Raw genomic sequence first — 20580 nt, forward strand, 5'->3', positions numbered from 1 at the left:
GGAGACGAGAGGGGAATCAGTCCATGCCGAACTCCTGGTCGATGAAGGCGAACACATCGTCGGCGCTCGCCGTGTCGAGTCGTTCGGTGACGGTGTCGCCGTTCACGCCGACCGCCTCGATCTCGGCGACCTTGGTGGTCATCCGCTGCAACCGTGAGGTGATCCGGGCGCGTTCGATCTTCTCCTTCGGCAGCGCCACCAGACTGGCCTCCAGCCGTTCCAGCTCGGCCAGCACCGAGTCCACCGACGAGGTGTCGGTCTGGCCGAGTTCGGTGCGGATGCGACGGGCCAGCACACTGGGCCGCGGGTGGTCGAACACCATCGTGGCGGGCAGCCGCAGCCCTGTGGCGGCGTTGAGGCGGTTGCGCAGTTCCACCGCGGTCAGCGAGTCGAATCCGATCTCGCTGAACGGACGGTCCCCGGTGGCGTCGGCGCTCGCGTGTCCGAGCACGGCCGCGGCCTCCGCCTGCACCAGCTCGGTGAGCAGCCGCTCCTGGTCCTCGGGGCTCAGCCCGGCCAGCCGTGCGACCAGCTCCGACTGTCCCGCGCCGTCCTCGGGCGCGTCCTCGGCCAGCAGGTCGATGACGTCGGGCAGACCCCGCAGCAGGGGCCGGAACCGGGCCATGGTGTAGCCGGGGGCGAACCGTTCCCAGTCGATGTCGGCCACCACGCCGTGGGCGGTGCCGCTGCCCACCGTGTGTGCCATCGCCAGCGCGGCCAGCCGCGGATCCATGGTCATCAGACCCGTACGACGCCACTGCGCGCCCATCATCTCGTCGATGGTGCCGAGGCCGCCGCCCCAGGCGCCCCAGGCCACCGACGTGGCGGCCAGCCCCCGGGCGCGGCGGCGCTGCGCCAGCGCGTCGAGGTAGGCGTTGCCGGCCGCGTAGGCGCTCTGGCCGCCACTGCCCCAGGCCGCCGCACCGGACGAGAAGAGGACGAAGGCGTCCAACTCCCGTTCCCACAACAGGTCGTCGAGGTGTCGCGCCCCGGCGATCTTCGCCCGGCCGATATCGGCGAACTCGGCGAGTGTCATCTTCGACAGCGGCTTCTCCGGCAGCGCCAGCCCCGCGGCATGGACCACGGCCGACAGCGGCGCGCCGTCCGGGAGCTCCGCCAGTACGGCGGCGAGCTGCTCCCGGTCGGTCACATCGCAGGCCGCGATGGTCACGTCCGAGCCCAGTGCGGTCAGCTCGGCCTCCAGCTCCGCCGCGCCCGGTGCCTGGGCACCCTGGCGGCTGAGCAGCACCACATGCCGGGCGCCGTGGCCCGCGGCCCAACGGGCCACGTACGAACCGAGCCCGCCGGTGCCACCGGTGATCAGCACCGTGTCCCGTGGCTGCCACACCGGCGCCGAGGCCACCGGTTCGCGCCGCATCCGCCGGGCGAACACCCCCGACGCGCGCACCGCCACCTGGTCCTCCGCGTCCACTCCGGCGAGGACCGCGCACAGCCGTGCGAGAGCCGGCCCGTCCGGCGTCTGCGGCAGATCGACGATCCCGCCCCAGGTGGACGGCTGGTCCAGCCCCTGTACCACGCCCATCCCCCAGACCAGCGGCTGGAACTCGCTGGTCACCTCGGACAGCTCACGCACGGCCACCGCGCCACGGGTCACGCACCACAGGGGAGCGGCGAGCCCGATCTCCTCCACGGCCTGCATCAGCGCCACCGTGGCCGCCACGCCCCGGGAAAGGGTGCCGGGTTCGCAGATCCGCTCGTCCCATGCCAGCAGGGACACCACGCCGGCGTACTCGTCATCGGAGTCGTCGGACATCCGCTCCCGCAGGCGCGCGGTCAGCTCCGCCCGCTCCACGGTGTCCACCTCGACCACCACGGGGTCGGCGCCGTGCTCGGCCAGGGCGGCGACCACGCCCGTCACCGAGGCGTCGTCCGCCTGTGGCGAGGGGACGACCACCAGCCACGTTCCCGGCAGTATCGGCGGCTCCCCGGTCGCCACCGGATCCCACGCGATGCGGTACGACCAACTGTCCACGGTGGACTGGTCCTGGTTGCGCCGCCGCCACGATGTCAGCCCCGGCAGAACGGGCTCCAGCGCCTTCTCCTCGACACCGAGCGAATCGGCGAGGGAGGACAGGTCGCCCCGCTCCACGGCGTCCCAGAACACCCCGTCGGCCACCGCCTCCGGCACCTCGGACGGCGTGAGCCAGTAGTGGTGGTGTTGGAAGGGGTAGGTGGGGAGGGGTGTGGGGTGGGGGTTGGTGGTGGTGTAGAGGGTGGTCCAGTTGGGGGTGTGGCCGTGGGTGGTGAGGTGGGCGAGGTGGGTGAGGAAGCGGGTGGGGGTGTCGTCGTCGCGGCGGAGGGTGCCGGTGACGGTGGTGGTGTGGGGGGTGTTGGTGGTTTCGAGGGTTTCTTGGATGGCGGTGGTGAGGACGGGGTGGGGGCTGACTTCGATGTAGGTGCGGTAGCCGTCGTCGGCGAGGGTGTGGATGGTGTGCTCGAACTGGACGGTCTGGCGGAGGTTGCGGTACCAGTAGTCGCTGTCGAGCGTGTCGGCTTCTACCCACTGGCCGGTGACGGTGGAGAGCCAGGGGATGGTGCCGGGGGAGGCGGTGATGTCGGCCAGGGTCTGGTGGAGTTCGTTCTTGATGGTGTCGACGTGTCCGGTGTGGGAGGCGTAGTCGACGGGGATGATGCGGGCCCTGATGCCCTGGTCGGTGTAGTGGGCGTGCAAATCGTGGAGGGCGTCGGTGTCGCCTGCGACGACGGTTGACTGAGGGCTGTTGTGCGCGGCGATCCAGAGTCGGCCCTGCCACGGGGCGAGTGCTTCCTCGACTTCTGCTCGTGAGGTGAGGACGGACATCATGCCGCCGTGTCCGGCGAGGTGGTGGGCGATGGTCTGACTGCGGAGGGCGACGATTTTGGCGGCGGTGGGCAGGGTGAGGTGTCCGGCGACGCAGGCGGCGGCGATTTCGCCTTGGGAGTGGCCGATGACGGCGTCGGGGTGGATGCCCACGGACTGCCAGAGGGCGGCGAGGGAGACGACGACGGCGAAGGTGGCGGGCTGGACGACATCGACACGCTCGAGCGAAGGGGCGTCGGGTACGCCGGTGATGACGTCGATCAGCGACCAGTCGGTATACGGCGCCAGGGCCTCGGCGCATTCGTTCAGCCGGGCGGCGAAGACTGGTGAGGTCTTCAGGAGCTGTGCTCCCATGCCGACCCATTGGGCGCCCTGACCGGGGAAGACGAACACGGTCTTGCCATCCGTCCCGGTCTGTCCGGTGATCAGGAGTGGGTCGGGTCGTCCTTCCGCCAGGGCGCGGGCGGTTGCCGTGCCTCCGTTGGTGTCCGTGGCGAGGATGACTGCGCGGTGTTCCAGGGCGGCGCGGGTGGTGGCCAGTGACCAGCCCACATCGACCGCACGCGGAGCATCGCCCGTCTCCAGGTGGCTGACCAGGCGCTCCGCCTGGGCGCGCAGCGCCGCCGGGGTCTTGCCGGACAGCATCCACGGCACCACCCCGCCCGTGGCCACCAGACCAGGCGCATCCGAGCCATCCGGCTCCGACTCCGCCTCAGCCACGGCGACTTCCGGCGCCTGCTCCAGGATCACATGCGCGTTCGTCCCACTGATACCGAAGGACGAGATCCCGGCTCGTCGCCGGCGGCCGGTCTCCGGCCACGCCCGCGACTCGGACAGCAGCGACACCGCACCCGAAGCCCAGTCCACCTTGGTGGTGGGCTCGTCGGCATGCAGGGACTGCGGAAGCGTGCCGTGCCGCATCGCCAGCACCATCTTGATGAGGCCCGCGATGCCAGCGGCGGCCTGGGTGTGGCCGAGGTTGGACTTCAGAGACCCGAGCCAGAGCGGCTCGTCCCCCGCGCGCCCCTGCCCGTACGTGGCGAGAAGTGCCTGAGCCTCGATCGGGTCGCCGAGGGCGGTGCCGGTGCCATGCGCCTCGACCGCGTCCACATCGGCCGCCGACAGCCCGGCGTTCGCCAGCGCCTGCCGAATCACCCGCTGCTGGGAGGGGCCATTGGGCGCGGTGAGGCCGTTGCTCGCGCCGTCCTGGTTCACCGCCGTACCGCGGATCACGGCCAGCACCTCGTGGCCGTTGCGGCGGGCGTCGGAGAGCCGTTCCAGCAGCACCAGCCCAATACCCTCGCTGAAGGTCGTGCCGTCGGCGCCCTCGCTGAAGGACTTGCTGCGGCCGTCAGGGGCGAGTCCGCGCTGGCGGGAGAAGCTGATGAAGCCGCTGGGCTTGGCGATCACCGTCACGCCACCGGCGAGCGCCATCGAGCACTCGCCCGCCCGCAGCGCCTGTACGGCCAGGTGCAGCGCCACCAGCGACGACGAGCACGCCGTGTCCACCGTCACCGCGGGGCCTTCCAGGCCCAGCAGATAGGCCACCCGACCGGAGGCCACACTCGTGGTGCTACCGGTCATCAGATAGCCCTCCAACTCCGGCGGGGACGCCTCGGAGTGGCCGATGTACCCCTGGTCGATGACCCCGGCGAACACCCCGACGGCCCGCCCGCGCACGGACATCGGGTCGATGCCCGCCCGTTCGAACAGCTCCCACGAGGTCTCGGCGAGCAGCCGCTGCTGCGGGTCCATCGCCAGCGCCTCACGCGGCGAGATGCCGAAGAACTCGGCGTCGAACTCGCCCGCGCCGCTGAGGAATCCGCCCTCGCGCACATACGACTTGCCCACGGCGTCCGGATCGAGGTCGAAGAGTGTTTCCAGGTCCCAGCCCCGGTCCGAGGGGAACGGGCCGATCGCGTCCCGGCCCTGGGACACCAGATCCCAGAGCTCCTCCGGGCCGGTGACCTCGCCGGGCAGTCGGCAGTTCATCGACACGATGGCCACCGGGTCGTCCGCCGGGTCCACCGCCGAGGCGCGTACCACCGCCGATGTTGACGGCGAGGCCGCGTCCCCGGCCACCACGGACCGCAGATGCGTGGCCATCGCCTCCGGTGTCGCGTAGTCGAACACGACCGTCGCGGGCAGGCGCAGCCCCGTCGCGCCCGAGAGCCGGTTGCGCAGTTCCACCGCGATGAGCGAGTCGACGCCGATCTCGCTGAACGCACGCCGGGCGTCCACGGCGTCCTTCCCGGTGTGCCCGAGCACGGTCGCCGTGTGGTCGCGTACCAGGTCCAGCAGCAGCCGGTGCTGATCGGCCTCGGACAGCGCCGCCAGCCGGGCCGTAAGACCACCCTCGGCCGATGCGCCCGCCATGGACCGCAGGGTGCGCCGGGTCGGCCGGACGAGGCCGGTGAGCAGGGGCGACACATCGCCCGGAGCGGGCTCGTCCCGCAGCGCGCCGGAAGCCGGCTTCGCGGTGTCCAGCTTTGCCGGTACGACCAGGGACAACCCCAGGCCGAGAGCGCTGTCGAAGAGGCTCAGCGCGTGTTCGGTGCTCATCGGGCGGACGACACCGTGCTTGCCGCGCTCCCGGTTCGCCGTGACCAGCGCGGCGGACAGCTCGCTGGCCTCCGCCCACAGGCCCCAGGCCAGGGACAGCCCGGCCAGCCCCGCCGCGCGCCGCCGCTGCACGAAGGCGTCGAGGAAGGTGTTGGCCGCGGCGTAGTTGGCCTGGCCCGCGTTTCCGAGGATTCCGGCGGCGGAGGAGTACACGGCGAAGAGGGCCAGGTCGTGGTGGTGCGTGAGGTCGTGCAGATGGGTGACCGCGTCGACTTTGGGGCGGAAGACGGTGTCGATGCGGTCGGGGTCGAGGCTGGTGATGATGCCGTCGGCGAGGGCGCCGGCGGTGTGCACGACGCCGGTGAGGGGGTGGTCGGCCGGGATGTCGGCGAGGACGGTGGCGAGTTGGTCGCGGTCGGCGATGTCCCGGGCGGTGATGTGCACCCGCGTGCCGAGTGCGGTCAGCTCGTCGTGGAGGTCGGCCGCGCCGGGTGCGTTCGGCCCCTGGCGGCTTGCGAGGACCAGGTGGCGTACGCCGTGATGGGTGACGAGGTGGCGGGCGATGGCGGAGCCGAGGGTACCGGTGCCACCGGTGACCAGGACGGTGCCCTCGGGGTCGAGGGCGCGGGGGAGGGTGAGCACGATCTTGCCGGTGTGGCGGCCCTGGCTCATCCAGCGGAACGCGTCGGGGGCGCGGGTGATGTCCCACGGCCGGGTGGGCAGCGGGGGAATCAGGCCCCGCTCGAACAGGTCCACCAGCTCGACCAGCAGCTCCTGGATGCGGTCCGGCCCCGCGTCCGCGCCCAGGTCGAACGCGCGATATGTGCGGTCCGGGTGGGTGGCGCTCACCTCGTCCGCGTCCCGGATGTCGGTGCGCCCCATCTCGATGAACCGGCCGCCGGAGTTGAGCAGCCCCAGCGAGGCGTCGATGTGTTCGCCGGTGAGGGAGTTGAGGACGAGGTCGGCGGCGGGGAAGGTGCGGGCGTAGGTGAGGTCGCGGCTGGACGCGCGCCGCTCCTCGGGCACGCCGAGCCGTTCGAGGATGTGGTGTTTGGCGGGGTGGGCAGTGGCGAGGACGGTGGCGCCGAAGTGGTGGGCGAGGTGTACGGCGGCCATGCCGACACCACCGGCGGCGGCATGCACCAGCACCGTCTCGCCCGGCTGGACGTGGCCCAGGTCCCGCAGCGCGTACAGCGCGGTGAGGTAGGCGACCGGCACCCCTGCCGCCGCCGTGAACGACCAGTCGCGCGGCATCCGTACGACCGTCCGCCGGTCCGCCACCACCAGCGGTCCGAACGAACCGGGCAGCATGCCCATCACCCGGTCGCCCACGGCCAGGTCCGCCACACCCGGGCCGACCTCGGTCACCACACCGGCGCCCTCGGTACCGATCTCCGCCTCGTACATCCCGAGGGCGATGAGCACATCGCGGAAGTTCTGACCGGCGGCGCGCACCGCGATCCGCACCTGGCCCGCCTCCAGCGGCGCCTCCGCCGGGGGGTGGGGCACCAGGGCGAGGTTCTCCAGCGTGCCGTGTTCGGTGACGTCCAGACGCCACGCGGCGACTGCCGGTACCGCAAGTCCCGGGCGCGTACGCACCAGGCGTGGCGCCCACGCGGTTCCGCCACGCAGCGCGAGCTGGGGTTCCTCCGTGGCCAGCGCGGCGGGCAGGGCCTCGGCCGACCGGTCATCGGTGTCGATGACGTACACCCGGCCCGGGTGTTCGGCCTGCGCGGCGCGCACCAGGCCCCACACCGCGGCGGCGGCCGGGTCGGTGACCTCGGCGTCGTCATGCACCGCCATGCCGCCTCCGGTGAGCACCACCAAGCGGCTGTCGGCGAGTCCGTCGTCGCTGATCAGACGCTGTATCGCGGCCAGTGCCCGGCCGGTCAGCGCACGGGCGCGCTCCGGCAGTTCGCCACCTTCCGTGCCGTACGCCCGGGTGTCGGCCACGACCACCGGCGGCCACGTGTCGTCGTCGTGCACGGCGTCCAGCTCCGCCCACGTCACCTCGTTGCGGGCAAGGGGATGCTCGGTCCACTCCACGGTGAACTGGGAGTCCGCGCTGGACGAGGGCGATGTGCTGCGGAGCTGCTCCGCGTTGGTCTCCCTCAGCACCAGCGATCCGATGGTCACCACGGGCACGCCGTGCGGATCGGTCGCGTGCAGTGACAGGTTGTCCGGCCCGGTGGAGGTGGCCCGCACCCGCAGGGCGGTGGCGCCGCTGGCGTGCAACCGCACGCCGTTCCACGAGAACGGAAGATACGTCGCACCACCGGGCTCATGGCCCGGGCAGAAGTTGCTCGCGTGCAGCGCGGCGTCCAGCAGCGCCGGATGGATGCCGAAGCGGCCCGCCAGTTCGTGCTGCTCCTCACCGAGGGCGATCTCGGCGAACACCTCACCGTCGTGGGTCCACGCGGCGGTCAGCCCGCGGAACACCGGCCCGTACTCATAACCCGCCTCGGCCAGGCGGTCGTAGAAGCCCTCCAGGGCAACGGGCTCCGCCCCGGCGGGCGGCCACTGCCGCTCCGCCTCGACGGGAGTTTCGACGGGAGCGACCACCTGCGGGGACAGCATGCCCGAGGCGTGCTCGACCCAGGGCTCGGACTCGTCGGGGCGGGAGTAGACCCGTACCGCACGCCGCTCGTCGTCCTCGGCCGCACCGACCAGGACCTGCACCTGAAGCGCGCCGTCCTCGGGCAGCTGCATGGGCCGGCCGAGGACCAGCTCCTCCAGCACCGGGGTACCGGTCTCGTCCCCCGCACGTACGGCCAGTTCCACGATCGCCGTACCCGGCACCAGGGCGACGCCCGACAGCATATGGTCGGCCAGCCAGGACTGCGCCGACGGCGCCAGCCGCCCGGTGAGCAGCACGCCTCCGGTGTCCGGCACGCTGACCACGGCCCCCAGCAGCGGATGCGCCGCCTCGCGCAGGCCGACGGAACCGACGTCCCCGGGATGGCCGGTGGCGGCCAGCCAGTAGTGCTGGTGCTGGAAGGGGTAGGTGGGCAGGGGTACTTTACGGGCTCCGGAGCCGGCGAAGAGGGTGGGCCAGTGGACTGGTGTTCCGGTGGTGGTGAGTTCGGCGAGGTGGGTGAGGAAGCGGTGGGGGCTGTCGTCGTCGCGTCGGAGGGTGCCGGTGATGGTGGTTTGTAGGTGGGGGTGGGTTTCGGTGGTGTCTTGGATGGCGGTGGTGAGGACGGGGTGGGTGCTGACCTCGATGAAGGTGCGGTAGCCGTGGTTGAGGAGGTTTTGGGTGGCTTGGTGGAAGCGGACGGTGTCGTGGAGGTTGCGGTACCAGTAGTCGGTGGTGATGTGGGTGGGGTCGGCCCAGTCGGCGGTGACGGTGGACATCCAGGCGGTGTGGCCGGGTGTGGCGGTGACGCCGTCGAGTACCTGGTGGAGTTGGTCTTTGATGGTGTTGACGTGTCCGGAGTGTCCGGCGAAGTCGACGCCGGGGAGTTGCCAGCGGTAGATCTTGGCTTTGGAGAGGGTTTTGCCGAATTCGGTGAGTGCGTCGGGGTCTCCGGATATGGAGATGGAGGCGGGGCCGTTGACGGCGGCGATCCACAGGCGTCCGTCCCAGGGGGCCAGTGCTTCCTGGATCCATTCTTGTGAGGTGAGGACGGACATCATGCCGCCGTGTCCGGTGAGGTGGTGGGCGATGGTTTGGCTGCGGAGGGTGACGATTTTGGCGGCGGTGGGGAGGGTGAGGTGTCCGGCGATGTGGGCGGCGGCGATTTCGCCTTGGGAGTGGCCGATGACGGCGTCGGGGTGGATGCCGTTGGCCTGCCAGAGTGCGGCGAGGGAGACCATGATGGCGAAGGTGGTGGGCTGGAGGACGTCGACGCGGTCGAGTGAGGGTGCGTCGGGTGCGCCGGTGATGACGTCGATCAGCGACCAGTCGGTGTAGGGAGCCAGGGCCTCGGCACACTCGTTCAGCCGGGCCGCGAAGACCGGTGAGGTCTGGAGGAGTTGGGCTCCCATGCCTGTCCACTGGGCGCCCTGACCGGGGAAGACAAAGACCGTCTTGCCGCGGGTGGTGGCGTGGCCGGTGGTGAGGCGGGGGTGGGGTTGTTCAGCCGCGAGGGCGGTGAGCGCGGCCGTGGCCTCACTGCCCTCGGTGTCGGTCATGATGACGGCGCGGTGGTCGTGGAGGGTGCGGGTGGTGGCCAGGGACCAGCCGATGTCCAGCGGCTGTGCGGTCACGCCGGATTCCAGGTGGTCCAGCAGGCGTTGGGCCTGAGCCCGTAGGGCTGCCGGAGTCCTGGCGGACAGGACCCAGGGCACGGCCCCGCCGGTCGCCACGAGCCCGGGGGCGTCCGCACCGTCGTCCGGCTTCGGCGCGGCTTCGGGCTCCGGTTCGGGTGCCTGCTCCAGGATGAGATGGGCGTTGGTGCCGCTGATACCGAAGGAGGAGATCCCGGCTCGGCGGAGGTGCCCGGTCTCCGGCCAGGGCCGGGCCTCGGTGAGCAGGGACACCGCGCCCGACGCCCAATCCACCTCAGGCGTCGGCTCGTCGGCGTGCAGGGACCGCGGCAGCGTGCCGTGCCGCATCGCCAGCACCATCTTGATGACACTGGACACGCCCGCCGCGGCCAGTGTGTGTCCGGTGTTGGACTTCAGCGAACCGAGCCACACCGGCTCGTCCCCCGGGCGGTCCTGTCCGTAAGTGGCCAGGAGGGCCTGGGCCTCGATGGGGTCACCGAGGGCGGTGCCGGTGCCGTGGGCCTCGACCGCGTCGATATCGGCGCCCGACAGCCCCGCGTTCGCCAGCGCCTGCCGGATCACCCGCTGCTGCGACGGCCCGTTCGGCGCGGTGAGGCCGTTGCTCGCGCCGTCCTGGTTCACCGCCGTACCGCGGATCACGGCCAGCACCTCATGGCCGTTGCGGCGGGCGTCGGACAGCCGCTCCAGCAACAGTACGCCGACGCCCTCGCTGAAGGTCGTGCCGTCCGCACCCGCGCCGAACGCCTTGCACAGGCCGTCCGGCGCCAGACCGCGCTGGCGTGAGAACTCCACGAACGCCGAGGCACGCCCCATCACCGTGGCGCCCCCGGTCAGCGCCATCGAGCACTCGCCCTGCCGCAGCGCCTGTACGGCCCAGTGCATGGCCACCAGCGAGGAGGAGCACGCCGTGTCCACCGTGACCGCCGGGCCCTCCAGGCCCAGCACATACGCCACCCGGCCGGAGGCGACACTCGTCGCCGAGCCGGTGAGCATGTAGCCCTCCAGGTCCTCGGGGGCGGGTCCGCCGCGCACGCCGTAGTCCTGGTTGATGACACCGGCGAACACGCCGATGTCCCGGCCTCCCACCGCCGTCGGATCCATGCCCGCCCGCTCGAACGTCTCCCAGCAGGCCTCCAGGAACAGCCGTTGCTGCGGGTCCATCGCCAGCGCCTCACGTGGCGAGATGCCGAAGAAGTCCGCGTCGAAACCGGCCGCGTCCTCGAGGAACCCGCCGCGCAGCACATAGGAGGTGCCACTGTGGTCCGGGTCCGCGTCGAACAGCGCTTCCAGGTCCCAGCCCCGGTCGCGGGGGAAGTCGGTGATGCCATCGCGCTCGCCGAGCAGCAGGTCCCACAGCCCGTCCGGGTCGGTCACCCCGCCCGGCAGCCGGCAGCTCATCGCCACCACGGCGATCGGCTCGTCCGCTGCGGCGCCGGTGCGCACGGTCACCGGGGTCGCGGCGGCGGGTGCCGGACCGCCGCCGAGCTCGGTGTGGAGCAGATCGGCGAGGAGGACCGGGGTCGGGTGGTCGAAGAGCGACGTCGCGGGCAAGCGCAGCTCCGTCGCCGAGTTGAGCCGGTTGCGCAGCTCGACGGCCGTCAGTGAGTCGAAGCCCATCTCCTTGAACGCTACTGTCGGCTCGATCGCCTCAGGACCGGTGTGGCCGAGGACCACTGCGGCCTCCGCCCGCACCAGGGTGAGCAGGAACTCCCGCTGCCCGGCGGGTGACAGCCCGGCCAGCTGCCCCGACAGACCACCGGCCGCCGACGCGGTGGCCACGGCCCGCGCTGTGCGCCGCACCGGCCGTGCCAGCCCGCGCAGCAGCGGGGACACCTCGGCGTCCGGCGCGCGGAGGGCGGCGAGGTCGACTTTCGCGGCCATGAGCGCGGGCAGTCCGGACCGCAGCCCGGTGTCGAACACCCGCAGCGCCTCGGCGTTGTCCATGCCCAGCACCCCCGCGCGCCGGGTGCGGCGTACGTCGGTGGCGTCCATCGTCGCCGTGAGCGTGCTGGTGTCGCTCCACAGCCCCCACGCCAGCGAGGTGGCGGGCTGGTGGCGGGCGTGCCGCCACTGGGCGAAGGCGTCGAGGAAGGCGTTGGCGGCGGCGTAGTTGGCCTGGCCCGCGTTGCCGAGGACCCCGGCGGCGGAGGAGTAGATGACGAACGCCGCCAGGTCGTGGTTGTCGTGGGTGAGGTCGTGGAGGTGGGTGATCGCGTCGACCTTGGGGCGGAAGACGGTGTCGAGGCGGTCGGGGGTGAGTGCGGTGAGGATGCCGTCGTCCAGGGTGCCGGCGGTGTGGACCACGGCGGTGAGGGGGTGGTCGGCCGGGATGGTGGCGAGGGCGGCGGCGAGTTGGTCTCGGTCGGCGGTGTCGCAGGCGGCGATGCGGATGTGTGCGCCGAGTTCGGTGAGTTCGGTGGTGAGGTCCGTGGCGCCGGGGGCGTCGGGGCCCTGGCGGCTGACCAGGAGCAGATGGCGTGCGCCGTGGTGGGTGATGAGGTGGCGGGCGATGGTGGCGCCGAGGGTGCCGGTGCCGCCGGTGACCAGGACGGTGCCGTCGGGGTCCAGGGCGCGGGGGAGGGTGAGCACGAGCTTGCCGGTGTGACGGCCCTGGCTCATCCAGCGGAAGGCCGTCGGCGCCTGGGTGATGTCCCAGTGCCGTACGGGCAGCGGCTGGATCGCACCCTGACGGAACAGCTCCACCAACTCCGCGAGCAACTCCCGGATGCGGTCCGGCCCCGCGTCGCTTCCCAGGTCGAACGCCTGGTAACCGACACCGGGATGTGCCTCGGCGACCGCTGCGGGATCGCGGATGTCGTTCTTGCCCATCTCCACGAACCGGCCACCGGTGCCGAGCAGCCCCAGTGAGGTGTCCACGAACTCGCCGGTGAGGGAGTTCAGCACCACGTCCAGCGCGGGAAACGCCGAGGCGAAACCGAGGTCGCGGCTGGACGCCAGACGCTCCTCCGGCACTCCCAGCGCGGTCAGCACATGGTGCTTCGACGGATGGGCGGTGGCGTACACGGTGGCGCCGAAGTGCCGTGCCAGCTGGACGGCCGCCATACCCACCCCGCCCGCGGCGGCATGCACCAGCAACGTCTCACCCGGCTGGATGCCGCCCAGGTCCCGCAGCCCGTACAGCGCCGTCAGATAGGCCACCGGCACACCGGCGGCGGTGGCGTACGACCAGCCCTCGGGGATCGGCGCCACGGTTCGGGCGTCCGCGGTGGCCAGCGGGCCGAAGGAGCGGGGGAACAGACCCATCACCCGGTCGCCCACGGCCAGGCCCTCGACACCCGGGCCGACCTCGGTCACCACACCGGCGCCCTCGCCGCCCAGGCCCTCCTGATCCGCCACGCCGCCGAGCGCGACGAGCACGTCCCGGAAGTTCTGACCGGCGGCGCGGACTTCGATCCGGACCTGACCGGTGGCCAGTGGCGCGGTCGCCTCCGGGCCCGGCCGCAGCACCAGGTTCTCCAGGCTGCCCTTCTCCGAGACGTCCAGGTACCAGTGGTCGTGCTCGGGTACGGCGAGACCCCGCGGCGACCGCACCAGACGCGGCACCCACAGCACCCCACGGCGCAGCGCCAACTGCGGTTCGCCGGACGCCACCGCGGCGGACAGGGCCTCCCGCGACACGTCGTCGGCGTCCACCAGGGTGATACGGCCGGGGTGTTCGGACTGGGCGGAGCGGACCAGGCCCCAGATCGCGGCAGCGGCCGGATCGGTGACCTCGGCGGTGTCGTGTACGGACACCGCGCCATGGGTGCGCAATATCAGCCGGGTGTCGGTGAGTTCGGGTTGGCCGACCCACCGCTGCACCAGATTCAGTGCGCGCGTGGCCAGGCCCCGGGTCCGCGCGGGCAGGACGGTGTCCTCGGTGGTCCAGAGCGTGGTGTCGATGAGCACGGCCTCGGGCCGGTCCTCGCCCGCGACCAGCGCGTCCACGTGGGCGTCGTCGAGGGTGGCCCACGAGACCTCGGTGTCGGCGGTGACCGGGTGCTCGGTCCAATCCAGCGTGAACAGCGCGTCAGCGGACCGATCGGCGCCACTGGAGGCGGCGGCGAGCTGTTCGGGACTGATCGCCCGGAGCACCAGGGAGTCCACCGAGGCGACGGGGGCTCCGGTGCTGTCGAACAGGCTGATGGTGAACGAATCCGTGCCGGTGGCGCGGGCGCGTACGCGGACGGCGGTGGCTCCCGTCGCCAGCAGCCGTACGTCGTTCCATACGAAGGGGAGTGGCGTCTGGCCCGGGGTTGGGGGGACGCAGAAGTTGCTCGCGTGCAACGCGGCGTCCAGCAGTGCCGGGTGAATGCCGAACCGTCCGGCGGTCTCCGTCTGGTCCTCCGGCAGCGCGGCCTCCGCGAACACCTCGCCGTCGCGCTTCCACACCGCCTTCAGACCGCGGAACGCGGGCCCGTACTCGTACCCGGCCTGGGCGAGCTTGTCGTAGAAGTCGTCCAGAGCGATCGGCTCGACACCGGGCGGCGGCCACTCGGCGGTGCCGTCCTGCGTGTCGTCCCGCATGCCGTCCTCAGCCGAGCCGTCCGGCTGCGTGGCGAGAGTGCCCGAGGCGTGCTCCAGCCACTCCTGGGCCGCGTCGGCGCGGGAGTAGACCCGCACGCTGCGGCGCCCGTCCTCCGCGCCGCCGACCAGCACCTGGACCTGGAGCGCACCGTCTTCGGGCAACGTCATCGGCTGGCCGATGACGAGCTCTTCCAGGGTGGGGGTGTCGGTCTCGTCCCCGGCCCGGATGGCGAGTTCGGCCATCGCGGTGCCGGGCAGCAGCACAGTTCCGGACACGGCGTGGTCGGCCAGCCACGGATGGGTGGTCAGCGACAGCTGCCCTGTGAGCATCACACCACCGGTGTCGGGCACGCTCACCACGGCCCCGGCCAGCGGGTGTCCGGTGTCCTGAAGACCCACGGCACTCACATCGCCCGTGCTGGTGGCGCGGGTGAGCCAGTAGTGGTGGTGTTGGAAGGGGTAGGTGGGGAGGGGTGTGGGGTGGGGGTTGGTGGTGGTGTAGAGGGTGGTCCAGTTGGGGGTGTGGCCGTGGGTGGTGAGGTGGGCGAGGTGGGTGAGGAAGCGGGTGGGGGTGTCGTCGTCGCGGCGGAGGGTGCCGGTGACGGTGGTGGTGTGGGGGGTGTTGGTGGTTTCGAGGGTTTCTTGGATGGCGGTGGTGAGGACGGGGTGGGGGCTGACTTCGATGTAGGTGCGGTAGCCGTTGTCGGCGAGGGTGCGGATGGTGTGCTCGAACTGCACGGTTTGGCGGAGGTTGCGGTACCAGTAGTCGCTGTCGAGGGTGTTGGGTTCGATCCACTGGCCGGTGACGGTGGAGAGCCAGGGGATGGTGCCGGGGGAGGCGGTGATGTCTGCGAGTGCGTGGTGTAGGTGGTCTTGGATGGTGTCGACGTGTCCGGTGTGGGAGGCGTAGTCGACGGGGATGATGCGGGCCCTGATGCCCTGGTCGGTGTAGTGGGTGTGGAGTTGGTGGAGGGCGTCGGTGTCGCCTGCGATGACGGTGGCGTTGGGGCCGTTGTGGGCGGCGATCCAGAGTTTGCCGTGCCAGTTGGTGAGGTTGATGGTGTGGGCGGGGGTGGCGAGGGACATCATGCCGCCGTGTCCGGCGAGGTGGTGGGCGATGGTCTGGCTGCGGAGGGCGATGATTTTGGCGGCGGTGGGGAGGGTGAGGTGTCCGGCGACGTGGGCGGCGGCGATTTCGCCTTGGGAGTGGCCGATGACGGCGTCGGGGTGGATGCCTACGGACTGCCAGAGGGCGGCGAGGGAGACGACGACGGCGAAGGTGGCGGGCTGGACGACATCGACTCGCTCGAGGCTCGGCGCGTCGGGTACGCCGGTGATGACGTCGATGAGCGACCAGTCGGTGTACGGGGCCAGGGCCTCGGCACATTCGAGGAGGCGTTCGGCGAACACGGTAGAGGTCTGTAGGAGTTGGGCTCCCATTCCGACCCACTGGGCGCCCTGACCGGGGAAGACGAACGCGGTCTTGCCATCCGTCCCGGTCTGTCCGGTGATCAGGAGTGGGTCGGGTCGTCCTTCCGCGAGGGCGCGGGCGGTTGCCGTGCCTCCGTTGGTGTCCGTGGCGAGGATGACTGCGCGGTGTTCCAGGGCGGCGCGGGTGGTGGCCAGTGACCAGCCCACATCGACCGCACGCGGAGCAGCGCCCGTCTCCAGGTGGCTGACCAGGCGTTCCGCCTGGGCGCGTAGTGCCGCCGGGGTCTTGCCGGACAGCAGCCACGGCACCACCCCACCCGTGGCCACCAGACCAGGCGCATCCGCGCCATCCGACTCCGACTCCGCCTCAGCCACGGCGACTTCCGGCGCCTGCTCCAGGATCACATGCGCGTTCGTCCCACTGACGCCGAACGACGAGATCCCCGCGCGACGCGGGCGCCCCTTCTCCGGCCACGCCCGCGACTCGGACAGCAGCGACACCGCACCCGAAGCCCAGTCCACCTTGCTGGTCGGCTCGTCGGCGTACAACGTCTTGGGCAGCGTGTTGTGCCGCATCGCCAGCACCATCTTGATCACACCGGCCACGCCCGCCGCCGCCTGCGCATGCCCGATGTTGGACTTCAACGAACCGAGCCAGAGCGGCTGATCCTCCGACCGTTCCTGCCCGTACGTGGCCAGGAGCGCCTGGGCCTCGATCGGGTCGCCGAGACTCGTACCGGTGCCGTGTGCCTCGACCGCGTCCACATCGGCCACCGCCAGCCCGGCGTTCGCCAGCGCCTGCCGGATCACCCGTTCCTGGGACGGGCCGTTGGGCGCGGTGAGGCCGTTGCTGGCCCCGTCCTGGTTGACGGCCGTGCCGCGTACGACGGCGAGCACCTGATGCCCGTTGCGGCGGGCCTCCGAGAGCCGTTCCAGCAGTACCAGACCGACACCCTCGGACCAGTTGGTGCCATCGGCCCCCTCCGCGAAGGACTTGCACCGGCCGTCGGGGGCGAGGCCGCGCTGGCGGGAGAACTCGATGAACGACGTCGGCCTGCTCATCACCGCGACACCCCCGGCGAGTGCCAACGAGCACTCGCCCGTACGCACCGCCTGAACCGCCAGATGCAGCGCCACCAGCGAGGACGAGCAGGCCGTGTCCACGGTCACCGCGGGCCCGGTCAGGCCCAGTGCGTAGGCCACGCGTCCGGAGACGACGCTCCCGGCGCTGCCCACGCCGAGGTGGCCCTCCAGGCCCTCCGCCGCGGTCCCGGCGTCGGACCCGTAGTCGTGGTACATCACCCCGCTGAACACGCCGACGTCGGTGCCGTGCAGCGACGTCGGGTCGATTCCGGCGTTCTCGAAGGTCTCCCACGCCGTCTCCAGCAGCAGCCGCTGCTGCGGGTCCATCGCCAGCGCCTCACGCGGCGAGATGCCGAAGAACGCGGCGTCGAACCCGCCCGCGTCGCTGAGGAAACCGCCCTCGCGCACGTAGGACGTGCCCACGGCGTCCGGATCGGAGTCGAACAGCCCGGCCAGGTCCCAGCCCCGGTCCTCCGGAAACCCGGCGATCGCGTCCCGGCCGTCGGCCACCAGCCGCCACAGGTCGTCGGGCGTCCTGACCTCACCTGGGAGGTGGCAGCCCATCGCGACGATCGCCACCGGCTCGTCGGACCCCCCGCGCGCCCGCACCGGCGCCTGCTCTGGCTCCCGCCGCCTCCCGGTGATCTCCCGCACCAGATGCCGCGCCAGCGCGGCGGGGCTCGGGTGGTCGAAGACCACCGTGGCGGCGAGCCGTGCCCCGGTGGCCGCGTTCAGCCGGTTCCTCAGCGCGACGGCGGTCAGTGAGGTGAAGCCGAACGCGCTGAACGCCTGGTCGGCCTCAACGGCGTCGACCGAGGCCAACCCCAGCGTCGCCGCGGCGTGTTCGCGTACCAGCGCCAGCGCCGTGCGCTGCCGGCCGGACTCGCTCTCGGCCTCCAGCCGCCGCCGGAACTCCGCGACGGCGGGCTCGTCCGACGTCGGTACGCCGGACGGCGCGTCCACCAGGTGTCGCAGCACCGCGGGCACCGGCTCGCCGCCCGGCAGCCCCGTGGTGCTCGGCCTGAGCAGTACCAGCGGGCCCTGGGCGGCGGTCAGCGCCGCGTCGAAGAGGGCCAGCGCCTCGGGCAGGGGTACGGCACCGGCCACCGGCGCCGTGCCCTGCTCGCCCGGCAGCGGGCCCCACGCCAGGGCCAGCCCGCCCAGGCCCAGCGCCCGGCGCCGTCGTACCAGGGCCTCGCCGAACTGGTCGGCGGCCGCCCGCTCCGGGCGGCCCGGTGAGCCCAGCACACCCGCGGCGGAGGTGACGACGACGAACAGCGCCGGGTCGGCCCGGCGGGTCCGCTCGTCCAGGTGTGTCATGCCGCGCAGCGACGCGTCGAGCGACCGCTCCGGGCCCGGCTCCTCGATGTGCACCGCGGCGGTCACCGGCCGGTCCTGTGCGTCCAGCACCGCGTCCAGCGCCGTCGGGTCGGCCGGATCGCACACGGCCATCGAGACCTGGGCGCCCTCCTGTCCCAACTCGGTGCGCAACGCGGCCGCCGCGTCCTCCGGCAGACCGTTCGCGCCGAGCAGCAGCAGGTGGCGGGCGCCGTACGTGGTCACCAGGTGGCGGGCCAGCGCGGTGCCACGGACGGTGTCGCCACCGTTGATCACGACCAGTCCGTCCGGGTCGAGAGCCGGGTCGAGAGCCGGGGCGGGGTCGGGGCCGGGGTCCGGCTCCGCGGGGACCGAGACACGGGTCAGGCGCGGCACCAGCAGTACGCCGGTACGGATCGCCGCCTGGTCGTGCCCGTCCTCGACGGCACGCAGCAGTGCGGCTTCCCGGCCGTCCTCCCCGTCCCCGGCGACGTCCGCGAACACGCCCCCGTCCCCGTCCCCGTCCCCGTCGACGTCCGCGTTCCCGGCCACGTCCACCAGCGTCAGTCGGCCGGGGTACGCGGCTTGCAGCGACCGCACCACACCCCACAGCGCCGCCGCCAGTGGCTCCGGTGCGGCCTCCTCGGCGCCGGTGGCGACCGCGCCCGTCGTGGCCACCACGAACCTCGTCCCGGCCAGCCGGTCGTCGGCCAGCCACGCGCCCAGTCGGGCCGTCAGCTCACCGGTCGGGTCCTGCCCCTCGTCCCGTATGTCCCACATGTTCCGCACCGCGGGCGCCACCACGACCACATCCGGGCTCGGGCAGTCGTCCGCCACAACGGCGCCGTCCACCACCCGTACGTCCACCCCAACGCCCCGCAGCCCCTCCGCGAGGCCGAGCGCGTCGGCGTCCATCAGCGCCCAAGTGCCGTTCCCCACCGGGGCGTCCGGCAGCGCCGCCTGCGGCACCCAGTCCAGCCGCAGCAGCGAGTCGTACTGGCCGTCCCCGGCGGCCCGCAGCCGTGCGGGCAGCTCCAGCAGCACATGCCGGGTGATCTTCCCCGAGGCGGTGCGCGGCACCCGGGCGATCTCGTAGATCTCCTCCGGGACCTTGAAGTACGACAGCCGCTCGCGGCACATGGCCAGCAGCGCCGACGGGTCGAAGCTGTCCGGGCCGGGTACCACGAAGGCCACCGGCACCTCGCCGAGCACCGCGTGCGGCTTGCCCACCACGGCCACGTCCGCCACGCCGGGCACGGTGCGCAGCACAGCCTCCACCTCGCCCGGGTGGATGTTCTCCCCGGCGCGGATGATGAGTTCCTTGATCCGGCCGGTCACCGTGCAGAACCCGGCCTTGTCGCGGCGGCCGAGGTCCCCGGTGCGGTACCAGCCGTCGCGCAGCGCCGCGGCCGTCGCCTCCGGCTGGTTGTGGTATCCGACCATGATGTTCGGCCCGGACACCCAGAACTCGCCCTCCTGCCCGGCCGGAACGTCCACCCCCGTGTCCGGGTCCACCAGCCGCACCGTCAGCCCCGGCACCGGCAGCCCGCACGAGCCCTCGACCCGCTGGCCGGTGGGCCAGTTCGCCGCGATCGCGCCACACGTCTCGGTGCTGCCGTACGCGTCGACGAGCGGCACCCCGAAGGTGGACTCGAACGACCTGACCAGGTCCGCCGTGGCCACTGCCCCGCCCACGAGGGCGATCCGCAGCTGGGGCGCGGCGAAGTCACGATCCCGCGCCGCCTCGATCAGGTGGTGGTAGAGCGTCGGCACTCCGGCGACGAAGGTCGAGCGGTCCTCGCGCAGTGCCTCCAGCACATCGGCCGTCGACACCCCGTCCACGATCCGGGTGCTGGCCCCGACGGCGGTCGCCGCCAGCAGACATACGATGTGCGAAAGGCTGTGGAAGAGGGGAAGCGGCCACAGCACGCGGTCCTCGGCGGTCAGCCCCGTCACGGGTACGTAGCAGGCGGCCAGGGACCACAGGCAGTTCCGCTGTGTGGACAGCACGCCCTTCGGCAGGCCGGTGGTGCCCGAGGTGTAGAGCATCCACGCGATCTCGTCCAGGCCCAGGTCGTCGCGGGCCGCCAGTTCCGGTTCGGTGTCCGGCAGCGGCTCGAACGCGACGAAACCCTCCGGCAGCGGGCCGTCCCCGCTGACCACCACCCTCAGCTCCGGGAACCGCTCCCGCAGCCGGTCGAACTGATCGGCGTGGGCGATGTCGGTGAGCACCAGCCGGGCGCCGCTGTCGGAGAGCAGATACGAGAGCTCCGCATCGGTCGAACGCGGGTTGACCGGCACCGTGATGGCGTTCGCGCGCAGGACGCCGAAGTAGCTCTCCAGCATCTCGACGCGGTTGCCCAGACAGATCATCGCGCGGTCGCCGGGATGCAGCCGCAGCCCGGCGAGATGACCGGCCAGCCGCCGGGTACGGCGCTCGAGCTCGGCATGGCTGACCGTACGGTAGCCGTCGGAACAGGCCGGCTTGTCACCGAAGCGATCCGCGTTGGCCTGGAGCAGTTCCGGCACCGGCCGGATCAGGTCAGTCCGTAGCATGCCGCCACACCTCTCGGTTCGAAGCAGGGCGCGCGGGAGCGGCGACCGACCCG

At 72.1% G+C, this 20580-nt stretch carries 1 protein-coding gene; it reads right to left on the reverse strand.

The genetic code is table 11. The features are described from left to right. Positions 1-16: 16 nt before the first annotated feature. Positions 17-20527, reverse strand: a complete 20511-nt coding sequence (locus tag KHP12_RS43460; protein ID WP_211834518.1) for a type I polyketide synthase — start codon at positions 20525-20527, stop codon at positions 17-19. Between the last annotated feature and the right edge of the window lie 53 nt (positions 20528-20580).

Origin of the sequence: Streptomyces asiaticus (assembly GCF_018138715.1) — a bacterium.
Taxonomy (GTDB): domain Bacteria; phylum Actinomycetota; class Actinomycetes; order Streptomycetales; family Streptomycetaceae; genus Streptomyces; species Streptomyces asiaticus.